Annotated in this window: 18 protein-coding genes; 7 read left to right on the top strand and 11 right to left on the bottom strand. The window is 66.3% G+C overall.

Annotation, left to right across the window (positions count from 1 at the left end; all coding sequences use genetic code 11):
- Positions 1 to 26 precede the first annotated feature (26 nt).
- The 5 genes from ybaK to PQU89_RS14670 all read right to left on the bottom strand — a co-directional run bounded on the left by ybaK (position 27) and on the right by PQU89_RS14670 (position 3379).
- Entirely contained in the window at positions 27 to 512 is a 486-nt protein-coding gene (ybaK, locus tag PQU89_RS14690; protein WP_272766468.1) for a Cys-tRNA(Pro) deacylase, read from the bottom strand.
- 27 nt (positions 513 to 539) lie between these two features.
- A complete protein-coding gene (gene msrQ, locus PQU89_RS14685) occupies positions 540 to 1196 on the bottom strand; it encodes a protein-methionine-sulfoxide reductase heme-binding subunit MsrQ (protein ID WP_272766467.1) in 657 nt (218 codons plus the stop codon).
- A 1-nt stretch (position 1197) separates the two neighbouring features.
- Positions 1198 to 2106, bottom strand: coding sequence for a protein-methionine-sulfoxide reductase catalytic subunit MsrP (gene msrP / locus PQU89_RS14680; protein ID WP_272766466.1), 909 nt, complete (start codon positions 2104 to 2106; stop codon positions 1198 to 1200).
- Between the two features lie 88 nt (positions 2107 to 2194).
- Positions 2195 to 3115 (bottom strand): tRNA modification radical SAM protein MnmL/YtqA, encoded by a 921-nt coding sequence (gene mnmL / locus PQU89_RS14675; protein ID WP_272766465.1) that lies wholly within the window; start codon positions 3113 to 3115, stop codon positions 2195 to 2197.
- Positions 3116 to 3199: 84 nt separating this feature from the next.
- Positions 3200 to 3379: a protein MIGRI gene (locus PQU89_RS14670; protein WP_272766464.1), complete on the bottom strand. Its 180-nt coding sequence runs from the start codon at positions 3377 to 3379 to the stop codon at positions 3200 to 3202.
- A 174-nt stretch (positions 3380 to 3553) separates the two neighbouring features.
- Between PQU89_RS14670 and metX the strand changes: the two genes are divergently transcribed.
- The 4 genes from metX to PQU89_RS14650 all read left to right on the top strand — a co-directional run bounded on the left by metX (position 3554) and on the right by PQU89_RS14650 (position 7328).
- Positions 3554 to 4696, top strand: coding sequence for a homoserine O-succinyltransferase MetX (gene metX / locus PQU89_RS14665; protein ID WP_189374884.1), 1143 nt, complete (start codon positions 3554 to 3556; stop codon positions 4694 to 4696).
- Positions 4693 to 5289, top strand: coding sequence for a methionine biosynthesis protein MetW (gene metW / locus PQU89_RS14660; protein WP_272766463.1), 597 nt, complete (start codon positions 4693 to 4695; stop codon positions 5287 to 5289). Before metX ends, metW begins: the two co-directional genes overlap by 4 nt.
- Before the next feature lie 85 nt (positions 5290 to 5374).
- Entirely contained in the window at positions 5375 to 6967 is a 1593-nt protein-coding gene (locus PQU89_RS14655) for an AmpG family muropeptide MFS transporter (RefSeq protein WP_272766462.1), read from the top strand.
- 34 nt (positions 6968 to 7001) lie between these two features.
- On the top strand, positions 7002 to 7328 hold the full coding sequence (locus tag PQU89_RS14650; protein ID WP_047967933.1) for a hypothetical protein: 327 nt from the start codon (positions 7002 to 7004) through the stop codon (positions 7326 to 7328).
- Between the two features lie 95 nt (positions 7329 to 7423).
- On the opposite strand, the gene PQU89_RS14645 is transcribed toward PQU89_RS14650, so the two are convergent.
- The gene (locus PQU89_RS14645) at positions 7424 to 8023 is read right to left on the bottom strand and encodes a DUF4124 domain-containing protein (RefSeq protein WP_272766461.1); all 600 of its coding nucleotides are present in this window, start codon (positions 8021 to 8023) and stop codon (positions 7424 to 7426) included.
- Position 8024: 1 nt separating this feature from the next.
- Complete coding sequence (gene pyrE / locus PQU89_RS14640; RefSeq protein ID WP_272757948.1) at positions 8025 to 8669, bottom strand: orotate phosphoribosyltransferase; 645 nt, start codon at positions 8667 to 8669, stop codon at positions 8025 to 8027.
- A gap of 74 nt (positions 8670 to 8743) precedes the next feature.
- Between pyrE and PQU89_RS14635 the strand changes: the two genes are divergently transcribed.
- Both PQU89_RS14635 and PQU89_RS14630 read left to right on the top strand, forming a co-directional pair.
- Positions 8744 to 9517, top strand: coding sequence for an exodeoxyribonuclease III (locus PQU89_RS14635; RefSeq protein WP_272766460.1), 774 nt, complete (start codon positions 8744 to 8746; stop codon positions 9515 to 9517).
- Positions 9517 to 10113 (top strand): RBBP9/YdeN family alpha/beta hydrolase, encoded by a 597-nt coding sequence (locus PQU89_RS14630; RefSeq protein WP_272766459.1) that lies wholly within the window; start codon positions 9517 to 9519, stop codon positions 10111 to 10113. Before PQU89_RS14635 ends, PQU89_RS14630 begins: the two co-directional genes overlap by 1 nt.
- Positions 10114 to 10339: 226 nt before the next feature.
- On the opposite strand, the gene PQU89_RS14625 is transcribed toward PQU89_RS14630, so the two are convergent.
- The 4 genes from PQU89_RS14625 to hemF form a co-directional block, all read right to left on the bottom strand.
- The gene (locus tag PQU89_RS14625; RefSeq protein WP_272766458.1) at positions 10340 to 11182 is read right to left on the bottom strand and encodes a sulfurtransferase; all 843 of its coding nucleotides are present in this window, start codon (positions 11180 to 11182) and stop codon (positions 10340 to 10342) included.
- A 148-nt stretch (positions 11183 to 11330) separates the two neighbouring features.
- Positions 11331 to 11732: an HIT family protein gene (locus PQU89_RS14620; protein ID WP_272766457.1), complete on the bottom strand. Its 402-nt coding sequence runs from the start codon at positions 11730 to 11732 to the stop codon at positions 11331 to 11333.
- 53 nt (positions 11733 to 11785) lie between these two features.
- The gene (locus PQU89_RS14615; RefSeq protein WP_272766456.1) at positions 11786 to 12307 is read right to left on the bottom strand and encodes a hypothetical protein; all 522 of its coding nucleotides are present in this window, start codon (positions 12305 to 12307) and stop codon (positions 11786 to 11788) included.
- Positions 12304 to 13221, bottom strand: coding sequence for an oxygen-dependent coproporphyrinogen oxidase (hemF, locus tag PQU89_RS14610; RefSeq protein WP_272766455.1), 918 nt, complete (start codon positions 13219 to 13221; stop codon positions 12304 to 12306). Before hemF ends, PQU89_RS14615 begins: the two co-directional genes overlap by 4 nt.
- 62 nt (positions 13222 to 13283) lie before the next feature.
- On the opposite strand from hemF, the gene PQU89_RS14605 reads away from it, so the two are divergent.
- A complete protein-coding gene (locus PQU89_RS14605) occupies positions 13284 to 13466 on the top strand; it encodes a thioredoxin domain-containing protein (RefSeq protein ID WP_272766454.1) in 183 nt (60 codons plus the stop codon).
- Positions 13467 to 13576: the final 110 nt, after the last annotated feature.

Here is a 13576-nt window from a genome sequence, read left to right as displayed (position 1 = left end):
GACTCGCGAGGGCGGGAACAGCTCGCTCAGCTGGCCGCCGCCTGCACCAGCACCGGCTGCAGCACGCGGATCACCTCCTGCGGCGACAGGCCGAGCAGGAAGCCGCGCTTGCCGCCGTTGATGTAGATCTTGTCCAGCGCGGCAATGCTGGCTTCCATGTACACCGGCATGCTGGCGCGGGTGCCGAACGGGCTGGTGCCGCCGACCTGGTAGCCGCTGTGCTTGTCGGCAGTCTTGGCGTCGCAGGGGCTGATCTTCTTGACGCCGGCCTGCTTGGCCAGCATGCCGGTGCCGACCTCGCGGTCGCCGTGCATCAGCACGACCAGCGGCTTCTTGTGCTCGTCTTCCATGATCAGGGTCTTGATCACGCAGTGCTCGTCGACACCCAGCTCGCGCGCGGAGACGCGGGTGCCGCCTTTTTCCTCGTACTTGTACAGGTGTTCGCTGTAGCTGACCTGATGCTGGCGCAGCAGGCGGATGGCCTGGGTGACCGGGGCTTTCTCTTTCGACATGATGCTGGATCCAGTGCAAGACGCCGACTATTTTACCCGTGCGGCCAACGTTGGCCGCAAGTATCGCCACACTCGCCACAGCAGCAGCACCGCGAGGATGGCGGCATAGATCAGCGGCGACTGGATGTCGCGTTTTACCAGCCACAGGTAGTGCAGTACCCCCAGCGGGGCGATGACATAGACCAGGCGGTGCAGCTTGCCCCAGTTGCGCTTCAGGCGGCGGATCCAGCCATCGGTGGAGGTGATTGCCAGCGGCAGCAACAGCAGGAAGGCGAGCATGCCGACGGTGATGAACGGGCGCTTGACGATGTCGCGCACGATGGCGGCCCAGTCGAAGAATTGGTCCAGCCACAGGTAGGTCAGCAGGTGCAGGCAGACGTAAAAGAACGCGTACAGCCCCAGCATGCGCCGCAGGCGCAGCAGCCAGCCCGGTGCCCCCAGCGCACGCAGCGGCGACACGCACAGCGTGAGCAACAGGAAGCGCAGCGTCCAGGTGCCGAGGCCGCGGGTCAGGTCCTCGATCGGATTGACCGCCTGGCCGAGCAGCGCGTGCCACAGCAGCTGTGCCAGCGGCAGCAGGCAGACCAGGAACAGGCTGACCTTGATGCTGGCGAACAGGCGCGGGCCGGGCTGTTGCCAGTGCAGGGCCAGCGGCTTGGCGAGGGTTACGGTGCTGTCGGCCATGTCAGAAGTTCCGCCGCAGGTCCATGCCGCGGTACAGGCCGGCGACCTGCTCGCCGTAGCCGTTGAACGGCAGCGTCTTGCGCTTGAAGAATTCGCCGATGCGGCGCTCGGTTGCCTGGCTCCAGCGCGGGTGGTCCACCGCCGGGTTGACGTTGGAGTAGAAGCCGTACTCGTTCGGCGCCGCCATGTTCCAGCTGGTTGGCGGCTGCTTTTCCAGCAGGTGGATGCGGCTGATCGACTTGATGCTCTTGAAACCGTACTTCCACGGCACCACCAGCCGCACCGGCGCGCCGTTCTGGTTCGGCAGCAGCTCGCCGTAGAGGCCGACGGCGAGGATGGTCAGCGGGTGCATCGCCTCGTCGATGCGCAGCCCCTCTCGGTACGGCCAGTCCAGCACCCGCCGCGCCACGCCCGGCATCTCGCCGGGGCGCAGCGCAGTCTCGAACGCCACGTACTTGGCGCGCGAGGTCGGCTGCACCTGCTTCAGCAGCTCGGCCAGCGGAAAGCCCAGCCACGGGATCACCATGCTCCAGCCCTCGACGCAGCGCAGGCGGTAGATGCGTTCCTGCAGCTTCATCTTCAGCAGGCTGTCGATGTCGAAGCTGCGCGGCTTGGTTACCTCGCCGTCCACCGTCACCGTCCACGGCCGCGTCTTCAGCCGCCGGGCGTACAGCGCCGGCTCGTCCTTGCCGGTGCCGAACTCGTAGTAGTTGTTGTAGCTGGTGATGTCGCTGCGGCTGTTCGGCGGCTCGCTGGTCGACAACGGGCTTTTCGTCGCCGGTAACGCGGCGATGGCCGATACCGGCAGCAGCAGCCCGGCACTGCCGGCCATGAACTGGCGGCGGTTGAGGTAGACCTCCTGCGGGGTGATGTCGGCGGACAGGCGGTCGGTCAGGGTCTTGATGAGCATGGCAGTGATCTCGCGGGGGCAACGTGTCTTAGTCGCAGCATTCCGCCTGATCTGACAGCTGCCGGCAAAAACAGTTGCGCGCCGCGGCTTACCCCGCCAGCCACGGGCGGCCGAGCGCGCTGCCTTGCGGCCCGCTGGCGGCCAGCGCGGCGGCGATCGCCTGCAGTGCCGGCCAGCGCGGGCCGCACCAGTCCGGCGCGATCAGCGTCGGTGCCTGCGCGGTGGCGGACACGCGATGGTAGACCACCTCGGGCGGGGTGTGGCGGATCAGCTCGGCCGCCAGCGCGGCGTAGTGCTCCTGCGTCAGCGGGGCGATCTCGCCGCGGCGGTACTGGGCCGCCATGCGGCTGCCGCGCACGATCATCAGCGGGTGCAGCTTGAGCCCTTCCACGCCGATGTCCAGCACCGTGGCCAGCGTCTGCCGCACGTGGCGGTCGTCTTCGCCGGGCAGGCCGGCGATCAGGTGGGTGCAGACCTTCAGTCCGCGCCGATGCGCGCGCTGCACCGCGTCGCGGTAGTCGGCGAGGCCGTGGCCGCGCCGGATCAGCGCCTGGGTGGCGTCGTGGGCGGTTTGCAGGCCCAGCTCCAGCCAGACTTCGTAGCCGCGCTGCTGGTAGTCGGCGAGCAGGTCGAGCGCGGCATCCGGCACGCAGTCGGGGCGGGTGCCGACGCAGAGGCCGACGACGTCGCGCTGGCTCGCCGCCTCGTCGTACAGCGCCTTGAGCGTGGCCACCTCGGCGTAGGTGCTGGTATAGGCCTGGAAGTAGGCCAGATAACGGCGGGCGCGGTCGGTCTTGTGCTTCTCGCGCGCGATCTGCTCGGCGATGGACAGCGCGGCGCCCTCGCGGCCGAAGCTTTTCACGTTGCAGAAGGTGCAGCCGCCGCGGTCCAGCGTGCCGTCGCGGTTGGGGCAGGTGAAGTCGCCGGCCAGCGACAGCTTGTGCACCTTTTCCCCGAAACGGGTTTTCAGGTAGTGGCCGAAGGTATGAAGGTGGCGGGTCAGGTCCATGCGCAGCCAGGGCTCGTCGGCAGAAAAGCCGGCAGTCTAGCGCCTTGGCCGCCGATGCGGAGTGAGCGGGATCAAGGCTGTCGACTACAGCCGGATGCCGGCCAGATTCAGCAGCAGGAACAGCAACGAGCTGGCCAGCAGCGCGATGGCGAGGGTGTGGATGAAATCGCGGCCGGTCTGGCGCTGTTCGCGGTTGAACAGCCAGCGGATCAGCAGGAAAGCGGTGACAAACAGCAGGGCAAGCCGGAACAGGCGACCGATCATGGCGAAAAACCGCGAAAATTTGCAGGGAATGATTATTGGCGGCGTTGGCAGGCCTGTGCAAGCGTGCGTCGGCAAGCTAAGCTCTCTCCTTGCTCAGGAGCAGCCTTGAACGGGGACGGGCAGAGCCGAAAAGGCCGCCATTCCTGCCCCCGCCGCCGATTACAAGAGGCAGTTATGTCCAATCTTTCGTCATCCGTCGGCATCGTGACGCCACAGCATGCGGATTTTTCCACGCCGCTGCCGCTCAACAGCGGCCATGTGCTGGCGTCGTATCGCCTGACTTTTGAAACCTACGGCACGCTGAATGCCGCGCGCAGCAATGGCATTCTGATCTGCCACGCGCTGTCCGGCCATCACCACGTCGCTGGCCGCTACAGCGCAGACGACAAGGCCGCCGGCTGGTGGGACAACATGGTCGGCCCCGGCAAGCCGATCGACACCAACCGTTTTTTCGTGGTTGGGGTCAACAACCTTGGCGGCTGCCACGGCAGCAGCGGCCCGTCCAGCATCGATCCGGATTGCGGCCAACCCTGGGGCTCGCGCTTTCCGGTGGTGACGGTGCCGGACTGGGTCACCGCGCAGGCACGCCTCGCCGACCGTCTCGGCATCGACCGCTGGGCGGCGGTGATCGGCGGCAGTCTGGGCGGCATGCAGGCGCTGCAGTGGAGCATCGACTACCCGGATCGCATCGCCCACGCGCTGGTGATCGCCTCGGCGCCCAAGCTGTCGGCGCAGAACATCGCCTTCAACGACGTGGCGCGACAGGCGATCATTACCGATCCCGATTTTCTCGGCGGCGACTTCTACGCCCACGGCACCATCCCACGCCGAGGCCTGCGCCTGGCGCGGATGCTGGGCCACATCACCTACCTGTCCGATGACGGCATGGGCGAGAAATTCGGCCGCATGCTGCGCTCCGGCGAATACCAGTTCGGCTACGACGTCGAGTTCGAGATCGAGAGCTACCTGCGCTATCAGGGCGACAAGTTCTCCGACTACTTCGACGCCAACACCTATCTGCTGATGACCAAGGCGCTGGACTACTTCGACCCGGCCAAGGACTACGGCGGCGACCTGGTGGCGGCGCTGAAAAAGGCGACGGCCAGCTTCCTGGTGGCCAGCTTCACCAGCGACTGGCGCTTCTCGCCGGAACGCTCGCGCGAGACGGTGAAGGCGCTGATCGCCGCCGGCAAGCGCGTCTGCTACGGCGAGATCGAGTCGGTGCACGGCCACGACGCCTTCCTGATGACTGACCAACCCTATGTCGACCTGATGCAGGCCTATCTGGACCGCGTGGCCGAGGAGGTGAACGCATGATGACACTGACAACATTGCGCCCCGACCTGCAACTGATCGCCGACTGGGTGGCCCCGGCCAGCCGCGTGCTGGACCTCGGTTGCGGCGAGGGCGAACTGCTGGCCTGGCTGCAGCAGCACAAGCAGGTCAACGGCTACGGCGTCGATTTCGACGTCAATAACGTGGTCAGCTGCGTGAAGGCCGGCGTCAATGCCATCCAGGGAGACCTCGAAGCCGGCCTTGCCGAGTTCGAGGACCAGCGCTTCGAGCACGTGGTGCTGTCGCAGACCATTCAGGCGATGCAGCACACCGAGCAGATCCTGCTGGAGATGCTCAGGGTTGGCCGCGAGGCGATCGTCACCTTCCCCAACTTCGGCTACTGGCAGAACCGCTGGCAGATCATGCAGGGCCACATGCCGGTGTCCGACGACATGCCCTACCAGTGGTACAACACCCCCAACATCCACTGGTGCATGCTGGGCGACTTCGAGAACTTGTGCGCCAAGAACCACATCCGCGTGCTGGAGCGGGTGGTGATGGCACACGGCCGGCGGGTGAGCTTCCTGCCCAATCTGCGCGGCAGCCTGGCGTTTTACCGGGTCGGCCGCGGCTGACGCGGTGCTGGCCGGGGCCCGGCCCCGGCGATTTCAGGGCGCGTGATCCGCGCTCTTTTTATTTTGCAGTGACAGGAACGAGTAGATGGCTGATTTTCGCAAGAGCGGCGCGTGGCGCATGCTCATGATCGGGGTGCTGGGTTTTGCCAGCGGCCTGCCGCTGGCGCTGTCCGGCACCGCGATGCAGGCGTGGCTGACGGTGGACGGCCTCGACATCGCCACCATCGGCTTTCTCAGCCTGGTCGGGCTACCGTACACCTTCAAGTTCCTGTGGGCGCCGCTGATGGACCGCTTCGAGCCGCCGCTGCTGGGGCGCCGCCGCGGCTGGCTGGTGCTGTCGCAGCTGGGCATCGCCGCCACGCTGGCGCTGATGGCGCAGACCTCGCCGGCGCACGGCATTCAGGCGTTTGCGTTGCTGGCGGTGCTGCTGTCCTTCCTGTCCGCGTCGCAGGATGTGGTGATCGACGCCTACCGCACCGACGTGCTGGCGCCGCAGGAGCGCGGCCTCGGCTCCTCGCTGGGAGTGTTCGGCTACCGGCTGGCGATGATCCTGTCCGGCGGCATCGCCATGGTGTGGGCCGATCCGGTCAGCGGCAGCGGCCTGAACTGGAACGGCATCTACTTGCTGATGGCGGGGCTGATGCTGGTGGCGGCACTGGTGTCGCTACTGCTGGTGCCGGCGGTGCCGGCCGGCAATATCGCGCCGCACAGCAATGCGCGCAACGACCTGAAAGGCTTTGTCGCGGTGCTGCTGGCGGTGGTGATCGGCTACCAGTTCACCACCCGCGTCGGCGCGCCGCTGGCCGACGCCGTGCTGTCGCCGCTGTTCGGCAGCGCGGCGCCGGCTGCGGCCAACCTTGCGCCGGCGGTCAATCCGGACCAGAAAAAATGGGTCGACCTGCTGACGCTGCTGATCGGCATGGGGGTGACCATCCCGCTGGCGTGGTGGGCGGCGCGGCGCGCGCGCTTCGAGACGCTGAACCGCTCGCTGGGCAACTATTTCAGCATGGAGGCGGCCGGCGCCTTTCTGGCGCTGATCATCCTCTATAAGCTGGGCGACGCCTTTGCCGGCGCGCTGACCACCACCTTTCTGCTCAAGGGCGTCGGGTTTGCCCAGGCCGAGATCGGCGTGGTCAACAAGGTGATCGGCATCTGGCTGACCATCGTCGGCGCGCTGGCCGGCGGTGCGCTGATGATGAAGCTGGGGCTGTTCCGCTCGCTGCTGCTGTTCGGCGTGCTGCAGCTCTTGTCCAACCTCGGCTTCTGGCTGGTGGCGGTGTCGGGCAAGGGCGCCTGGGGCGGCTTCTCGCTGCCGCCGTTCGACTGGGGTCTGGTGGCGCTGCACGAGGCCACCGCCGTCGACAACCTGCTGCTGTTCGCGGTCAGCATCGAGAACCTGACCGCCGGCATGGGCACCGCGGCGTTTGTCGCCTTCCTGATGGCGCTGTGCAACCAGAAATTCACCGCCACCCAGTTCGCGCTGCTGTCGGCGTTTTCCGCCATCGGCCGCGTGTGGGTCGGGCCGATGTCCGGGGTGCTGGCCGAAAGTGTCGGCTGGCCGGTGTTCTTCCTGTTCTCGACGGTGATGGCGCTGCCGGGGCTGCTGATGCTGTGCTATCTGCGCGAGCGCATCCAGGCGCTGGACGTACCGCGCGGCGCGCTGCCGGCGGACGATTGAGCCACGCCGCAAACCGATTCAAGGAGTCCGAAACATGAAAGGCAAGACCATGGCACTGGCGCTGCTGCTGGCGGCGGCCACGCTGCAGGCGCAGACGGTGGATCAGCAGCTGCTGGCGGCGCAGATGGCGTACCAGAGCGCCGACAGCCGTCTGGACGGCGCGCGGCGGCAGAAACAGCAGGCGGAGGCGGAGCAAAGGTTGGCCGCACAGCGGCTGGAGCAGGCGCAGCAGCAGCTGGCGCAGGCCAATCTGCAGCTGCAGCACGCCGACAGCCAGCTGCTGGCGGCGGAGAGCGGCCTGCAGCAGGCGCAGCAGGTATTGAAGGACGCCTGGCAGCAGAAGGAAGCGGCGCAGCAGTAAGCGTCGCCGCTGATCCAGGGTGGTGCCGCCTTGCCGTTGTCTGCGTCTGCGTGCGCAGGTAGCCGGCGCGGTGTGCTTGGCCGCGCTGGGGCGGCTCAGTGCGCGCTGGCGCCGAGCAGCTGGCGCAGGCGCTGGCTGTCCTGTTCCGCCTTCCGGCGCAGCGCGTCGATTTCGCCGCTGCGCAATTGCAGCTGGGCGCTGGTGCCATCGAGCAGGCGCTGCTGCACCGCGATCTGGCTGGGCAGCCCCTGCAGCGGCTTGCCGGCCTGCTGCAGCCTGTTTGCCTCGGCCTGCAGGCTGGCCAGATGCTGGCGTTCGTGCTGTTGCTGGCGTTGCAGTTGCAGCAGACCCGGCTGTAGCCGCTGCAGCTCGGCGTCGCGTTGCCGTTCGATGTCGCGCACGCTGTCGTAGCGCTCGCGCAGCATCCGCTCCTGGCGCTGCTGCTCGCGGCGCAGCGCCTGCTGCTGTTTCTGCTGTGCAGCGGCGGCGAGGCGGGCCGCCTGCTGTGCTGCCGACTCGCCCGCTTCCAGCAGCACGCCCTGCGGATTCAGGCGGCTGACGCCGGCGGCCTGTTCCTGCGCCGGCCGGTGATCGCTGTAGTGCACCGCGCCGTGCTGGTCCTGCCACTTGTATAGCCCGCCGGCCGTGGCCGGCACGGTGACGAGACAGCAGAGCAGGATGGCGCGGCGGGCCATGTCAGGCGCTGACGCCGTACTGGGCGCGGTAGGCACGCACCGCTTCCAGATTGTCGGCCAGCTCCGGGCTGCCTTCGAGGAAGCCGAGCAGGTCGTGCAGGTTGGCAATCGCCACCACCGGCAGGTTGAAGTCGCGGGCCACTTCCTGCACCGCCGACAGCTCGCCCGTGCCGCGTTCCATGCGGTCCAGCGCGATGGCGACGCCGGCTGGTTCGGCACCGGCGGCACGGATCAGTTGCACCGATTCACGCACCGAGGTGCCGGCGGAGATCACGTCGTCGATGATCAGTACCTTGCCCTTGAGCGGTGCGCCGACCAGGCTACCGCCCTCGCCGTGGTCCTTGGCTTCCTTGCGGTTGTAGGCGAACGGCACGTTGCGGCCCTGTTCCGCCAGCGCCATCGACGCGGCGGCGGCGAGGATGATGCCCTTGTAGGCCGGCCCGAAAATCATGTCAAACTGCACGCCGCTGCTGCTGATGGATTTTGCATAAAAACGCGACAGCTGCAGTACGCTGTCGCCATCATTGAACAGGCCGGCGTTGAAGAAGTACGGCGAGGTGCGTCCGGCTTTGGTGACGAATGCGCCAAAACGCAATACCTGCTTGCTCAGCGCAAAACGAATAAAATCCTGACGAAAATCGCTCATTCCCATTTACCTCTTTATGATTAACACTTTGACGTGGCTGAAAAATTGCCGGCAAGGATACCACGGGAGACCCCATGCTTCGAATCGTTTCCGCCAACCTTAACGGCATCCGTTCTGCCGACAAGAAGGGTTTTTTTGACTGGCTGGCCGGGCATCACGCCGATTTTGTCTGCGTGCAGGAGCTGAAGGCGCAGGCCGGCGACCTGTCGCCGCGGATGCAGAATCCGGACGGCATGACCGGCTACTTTCATTACGCCGACAAGAAGGGCTACAGCGGCGTCGGCATCTATACACGCCAGCAGCCGGACGCGGTCACCATCGGCCTTGGCGTGGACTGGATCGACGCCGAAGGCCGCTATTTACAGATTGATAGCGGCAACCTGTCGGTGATCTCGCTGTACCTGCCGTCCGGCTCCAGCAGCGACGAGCGCCAGGACGTGAAATTCCGCTTCCTCGACGTGTTCAAGCCGCACCTGGACCAGCTGCGCGCGCAGGGCCGCGACGTGGTGATCTGCGGCGACTGGAACATCGCCCATAACGAGATCGACCTCAAGAACTGGAAGGGCAACGTCAAGAACTCCGGCTTCCTGCCGGAGGAACGCGCGTGGATGACGCAGCTGCTCGGCGACGGCTGGTGCGACGTGTGGCGCCGCCTGTATCCGGACGCGCCGGGCTATAGTTGGTGGAGCAACCGCGGTCAGGCCTACGCCAAGGACGTCGGCTGGCGCATCGATTACCACATCGTGACGCCGTCGCTGATGGCGCAGGCGCGCACGGCCAGCGTCTATAAAGATGAAAAGTTCTCCGACCACGCACCGTTGACGGTGGACTACGACAGGAGTGAGTGATGCTGGACGATGACGACGTGTTCCTGATTACCGTCCCCGGCTGGGGCAACTCCGGCGCCAGTCACTGGCAAAGCTATTGGGAGGTGCTGTATCCGCTGGCGCGGCGGGTGGAGCAGGACGACTGGCTGTACCCGACGCGCGACGCCTGGGTGCAAAGGTTGGCCGCAACGGTGGCGGACTGCGACGGCAAGGTGGTGATCGCCGCGCACAGTCTCGGCTGTCACGCCACGGTGGAGTGGCTGGGGCAGGCCAGCCTGCTGGAGCAGAAAAAGGTGAAGGGCGTGCTGCTGGTGGCGCCGCCGGCGCTGCCGATCACGCCGCAGCGCGCCGCCGCCAGTGGCGAACTGCCGCCGGGGGCGCCGCTGCCCGACTTTGCCGGCTTTGCCGCGCCGCGCGAACTGCGGCTGCCGGTGCCGGCACGCCTGGTGGCCAGCCACGACGACCTGTTCTGCGACTGGACGGAGGCGGAAGCGTTGGCGGCGTGCTGGCAGGTGCCGCTGCTCAGCGCCGGCAACAGCGGCCACATGGGCAGCAACAGCCGCCTTGGCGACTGGAAGGCCGGTCAGCGCCTGATCCAGCAGCTGATCCTAGACTGAGCACGGTCGCGCCTTGCGGCCAAGCTTGCATGGAAAATCCCCGCCGCGGCGGGGATTTTTGTTGTCGTGCTCAGAATCTGTTCAAGGTCTCGCACGCTCACGCGAGACAAGGCGAAAACGGCTGGGGGAGCGACGTTGAGCTAGAGATAAACCAGCATGCCGAAGGCGTTTTCAACGCGGCATCGCCCCATTTTCGATCATGCCGCAGCAGACATTGAACCGCTTCTCAGGCGCCAGTGGCCACCGGTCGCGTCGGATCACTGCACCATTCGCTCCACGAGCCGGCGTACAGCCGCGCGCCGGGGAGGCCGGCGTACTCCAGCGCCAGCTTGTTGTGGCAAGCGGTGACGCCGCTGCCGCAGGACAGGATCACCTGCCCGGCCGGGGTGCCGTCCAGCAGCGCCAGCCATTCGCTGCGCAGCTGCGCGGCCGGCTTGAACAGGCCGTTGCTGCCGAGGTTGTGCATGAAGAAGCGGTTCTTGGCGCCGGGGATGTGGCCGCCGACCGGGTCCAGCATCTCGTTCTCGCCGGCAAAGCGGTCCGGGGCGCGGGCGTCGACCAGCTGGTACTGCGGCGTGCACAGGTTGGCCGCAATCTCGTCAAGCAGCACCACGCTTTCCTGCGGCGTGCCCATGCTGAAACGGGTGGCGTCGCGTTCCGGCGTGCCGGTGTCCAGCTCGCCGCCGGCCTGCTGCCACGCTTGGATGCCGCCATCGAGCACAGCCACCGCCTCGTGGCCCAGCCAGCGCAGCAGCCACCAGGCACGGGCAGCGTACATGCCGCCAGCGTCGTCGTAGGCCACCACCTGGCTGTCGGCGCCGATGCCGAGCGCGCCGAGGCTGACCGCTAGGCGCTGCCCTTCCGGCAGCGGGTGACGGCCGTTGCTGCCGTTCTTGGTGCCGGATAGGTGGTAGTCCAGGTGCAGGTAGTGCGCGCCGGGCAGGTGGCCCTCGTCGTAGGCGGCACGGCCGAAATCGGGGTCATTAAGGCGGAAACGGCAGTCGAGCAGCACGGTGTGGCGGTTGCCCAGCTGTTGCAGTTCGCTGGCGGAAATCAGGGTAGTAAACATCAACGCTCCTCGGTCAGTGGCTGACGGAGCCGCTTCAGAGCCGGTCTGGGCGGCGGGCAAGACCGGCTGGGAAGTGGTTCCTGTTTGAAATCTTAAACGCGGTTCACCTTACCACCCGCCTGCCATGGCGGCAATGCCGCCGCGGCATTCAGCCGGCCTGCAGTGCGTGGCGCAGCTGTGCGGCCAACGTTGGCGTGCCGTGCGCCACGCCGTCGCGCATCGCCGCACCCCACAGCGGATTGGGGAAGTGCTTGTCGTCGGCAAAGCGCGGGATCACGTGCCAGTGCAGGTGCGGCACCATGTTGCCGAAGCTGGCGAGGTTGATCTTGTCCGGATTCAGCACCGTGCGCAATGCCTGCTCGGTGCGCAGCACCCAGTCCAGCACGTGCGCACGGTCGGCGCTGGCAAGGTCAGTCATCTCCTTGACGTGGGCGTGCCAGATCACGCGGCAGAACGCCGGGTAGTCGGCATCGGCGACCAGGATCACGCGCAGCCGGTCGTCGCGGAAGAGGATGTCGCCACCGTCCTGGTGGCACAGTTCGCATTGCATGTGTTGTTCCTTTGGTGTTGCTTGGGCGCCAGTGCGCGGCACGCCGCCACGGGTTAGTTGGGAAGAGTTGCCAGGGGGGAAAAGTCGGCAAAAGACACCGGACTGACTAGATCACCACTGAAAGTTCTTATATTCCCGGGTGCCACCAGCATGACTTCACCCAGTAGCCAGGTTTGCTTTGTGCGGCTCCAGTAAAAGCGCTGCCTGAAGTATTGGTTACCAAGCTTGTGGGCCAGACTGAACCAGCCGGTGCCGATGCTTATTTCCTGAAACGGGTCGGAAAACCAGCCCTTGGGCAGGATGGCATGGTCGTTGCGCGCGGCGAGGGTCAGCTTGTCGTCGTCGCCGCGCAGCAACAGCAGCACCGGGCGTTCCTTGCCCTTGCCGTGCAGCATCAACAGTCCGTCCAACCGGTCGTCATTGTTGAAATCGTTGGCCTGGTAACGCAGCGGCTGGAAGCCGGCGGGGATGAAGGCCGCCACTTCCGGCGGCACGCTTTCTTCTGCCTGGCTGGGCAGGCTGAATGCCAGCAGCAGAGTCAGGGCAGCGAGCAAGGTTGGCCGCAACAGGCTCATACCCACTCCCGTACCGGCAGGAAGTCGCTGTACAGCGCCGCTTCCGCGCTGCCGGCTTCCGGCTGGTAGCCGTATTCCCAGCGCACCAGCGGCGGCATCGACATCAGGATGGATTCGGTGCGGCCGCCGGTCTGCAGCCCGAACAGCGTGCCGCGGTCCCACACCAAGTTGAATTCGACGTAGCGGCCGCGGCGGTAGAGCTGGAACTGGCGCTCGCGCTCGCCCCACGGCGTGTCCTTGCGCCGCGCCACGATCGGCAGGTAGGCGTCGTTGAAGCCGTTGCCCACCGCCTGCATGAAGGCGAAGCTGGTGTCGAAGTCCGGCTGGTTGAGGTCGTCGAAGAACAGGCCGCCGACGCCGCGCGCCTCGTCCCGGTGTTTAAGATAGAAGTACTCGTCGCACCATTTCTTGTACTTCGGATAGCTGTCCTCTCCGAACGGCGCGCACAAGTCGCGTGCCACCGTATGCCAGTGCACCACGTCGTCGACATTGCCGTAATAGGGGGTGAGGTCGAAGCCGCCGCCGAACCACCACACCGGCGCCTCGCCATCTTTCTCGGCGATGAAGAAGCGCACGTTGGCGTGGCTGGTCGGGACGTAGGGATTTTCCGGGTGGATCACCAGCGACACGCCCATCGCTTCGAAGCGGCGGCCGGCCAGCTCCGGGCGGTGCGCGGTGGCGGAGGCCGGCAGCGCCGGGCCGGTGACGTGCGAGAAATTGACGCCGGCCTGCTCGAACACCGCGCCGCAGCTCAGCACGCGGCTGATGCCGCCACCGCCAAGACCGGTGTCGCCACGCTGCCAGCTGTCGGCGACAAAGCGGGCGCCACCGTCGGCGCCTTCCAGCCCGGCGCAGATGCGGTCTTGCAGGTCGAGCAGGAAAGCCTTCACTTGGTTGGCGTGGGGGTGGCTCATCGCAGTATCCTGAATTCATCAACAAGCGCTGATTGTAGCAAAACCACCTGCCGGGGCTGGCAATGATCGATCTTTACCCCTGGGACACGCCCAACGGCAAGCAGGTCGCCATCGCGCGGTCTCCGCGGGTGGCGCGCCACGAGTGGCAGCGTGTTGACCTCGCGCCGCTGCCGCAGAGGCAGCGCTGCTTTGCCGAGGTGCTGCCGGCGCATGGCAGCCAGTTTAGGCATGAATTTAATTCATGAAACGACCGGATAATTCATTTGCCGGCCGTGGTGGCAGTTCTTAAGCTGGGCTGACCATAACAAGTGCCGTGCCGTGTTTCCTGACGGCCAACCCTGCTTGCCCCTTACCG

The organism is Vogesella indigofera (assembly GCF_028548395.1).
GTDB classification, from domain to species: Bacteria; Pseudomonadota; Gammaproteobacteria; order Burkholderiales; family Chromobacteriaceae; genus Vogesella; species Vogesella indigofera_A.
The sequence above is the reverse complement of the archived record's forward strand: the minus strand, read 5'-3'. Positions and strand labels throughout refer to the sequence as shown.

Excerpts from the sequence above, each read along its gene's own strand:
- ybaK (WP_272766468.1), bottom strand. The coding sequence starts at position 512 with ATGTCGAAAGAGAAAGCCCCGGTCACCCAGGCCATCCGCCTGCTGCGC.
- msrQ (WP_272766467.1), bottom strand. The coding sequence starts at position 1,196 with ATGGCCGACAGCACCGTAACCCTCGCCAAGCCGCTGGCCCTGCACTGG.
- msrP (WP_272766466.1), bottom strand. The coding sequence starts at position 2,106 with ATGCTCATCAAGACCCTGACCGACCGCCTGTCCGCCGACATCACCCCG.
- mnmL (WP_272766465.1), bottom strand. The coding sequence starts at position 3,115 with ATGGACCTGACCCGCCACCTTCATACCTTCGGCCACTACCTGAAAACC.
- PQU89_RS14670 (WP_272766464.1), bottom strand. The coding sequence starts at position 3,379 with ATGATCGGTCGCCTGTTCCGGCTTGCCCTGCTGTTTGTCACCGCTTTC.
- metX (WP_189374884.1), top strand. The coding sequence starts at position 3,554 with ATGTCCAATCTTTCGTCATCCGTCGGCATCGTGACGCCACAGCATGCG.
- metW (WP_272766463.1), top strand. The coding sequence starts at position 4,693 with ATGATGACACTGACAACATTGCGCCCCGACCTGCAACTGATCGCCGAC.
- PQU89_RS14655 (WP_272766462.1), top strand. The coding sequence starts at position 5,375 with ATGGCTGATTTTCGCAAGAGCGGCGCGTGGCGCATGCTCATGATCGGG.
- PQU89_RS14650 (WP_047967933.1), top strand. The coding sequence starts at position 7,002 with ATGAAAGGCAAGACCATGGCACTGGCGCTGCTGCTGGCGGCGGCCACG.
- PQU89_RS14645 (WP_272766461.1), bottom strand. The coding sequence starts at position 8,023 with ATGGCCCGCCGCGCCATCCTGCTCTGCTGTCTCGTCACCGTGCCGGCC.
- pyrE (WP_272757948.1), bottom strand. The coding sequence starts at position 8,669 with ATGAGCGATTTTCGTCAGGATTTTATTCGTTTTGCGCTGAGCAAGCAG.
- PQU89_RS14635 (WP_272766460.1), top strand. The coding sequence starts at position 8,744 with ATGCTTCGAATCGTTTCCGCCAACCTTAACGGCATCCGTTCTGCCGAC.
- PQU89_RS14630 (WP_272766459.1), top strand. The coding sequence starts at position 9,517 with ATGCTGGACGATGACGACGTGTTCCTGATTACCGTCCCCGGCTGGGGC.
- PQU89_RS14625 (WP_272766458.1), bottom strand. The coding sequence starts at position 11,182 with ATGTTTACTACCCTGATTTCCGCCAGCGAACTGCAACAGCTGGGCAAC.
- PQU89_RS14620 (WP_272766457.1), bottom strand. The coding sequence starts at position 11,732 with ATGCAATGCGAACTGTGCCACCAGGACGGTGGCGACATCCTCTTCCGC.
- PQU89_RS14615 (WP_272766456.1), bottom strand. The coding sequence starts at position 12,307 with ATGAGCCTGTTGCGGCCAACCTTGCTCGCTGCCCTGACTCTGCTGCTG.
- hemF (WP_272766455.1), bottom strand. The coding sequence starts at position 13,221 with ATGAGCCACCCCCACGCCAACCAAGTGAAGGCTTTCCTGCTCGACCTG.
- PQU89_RS14605 (WP_272766454.1), top strand. The coding sequence starts at position 13,284 with ATGATCGATCTTTACCCCTGGGACACGCCCAACGGCAAGCAGGTCGCC.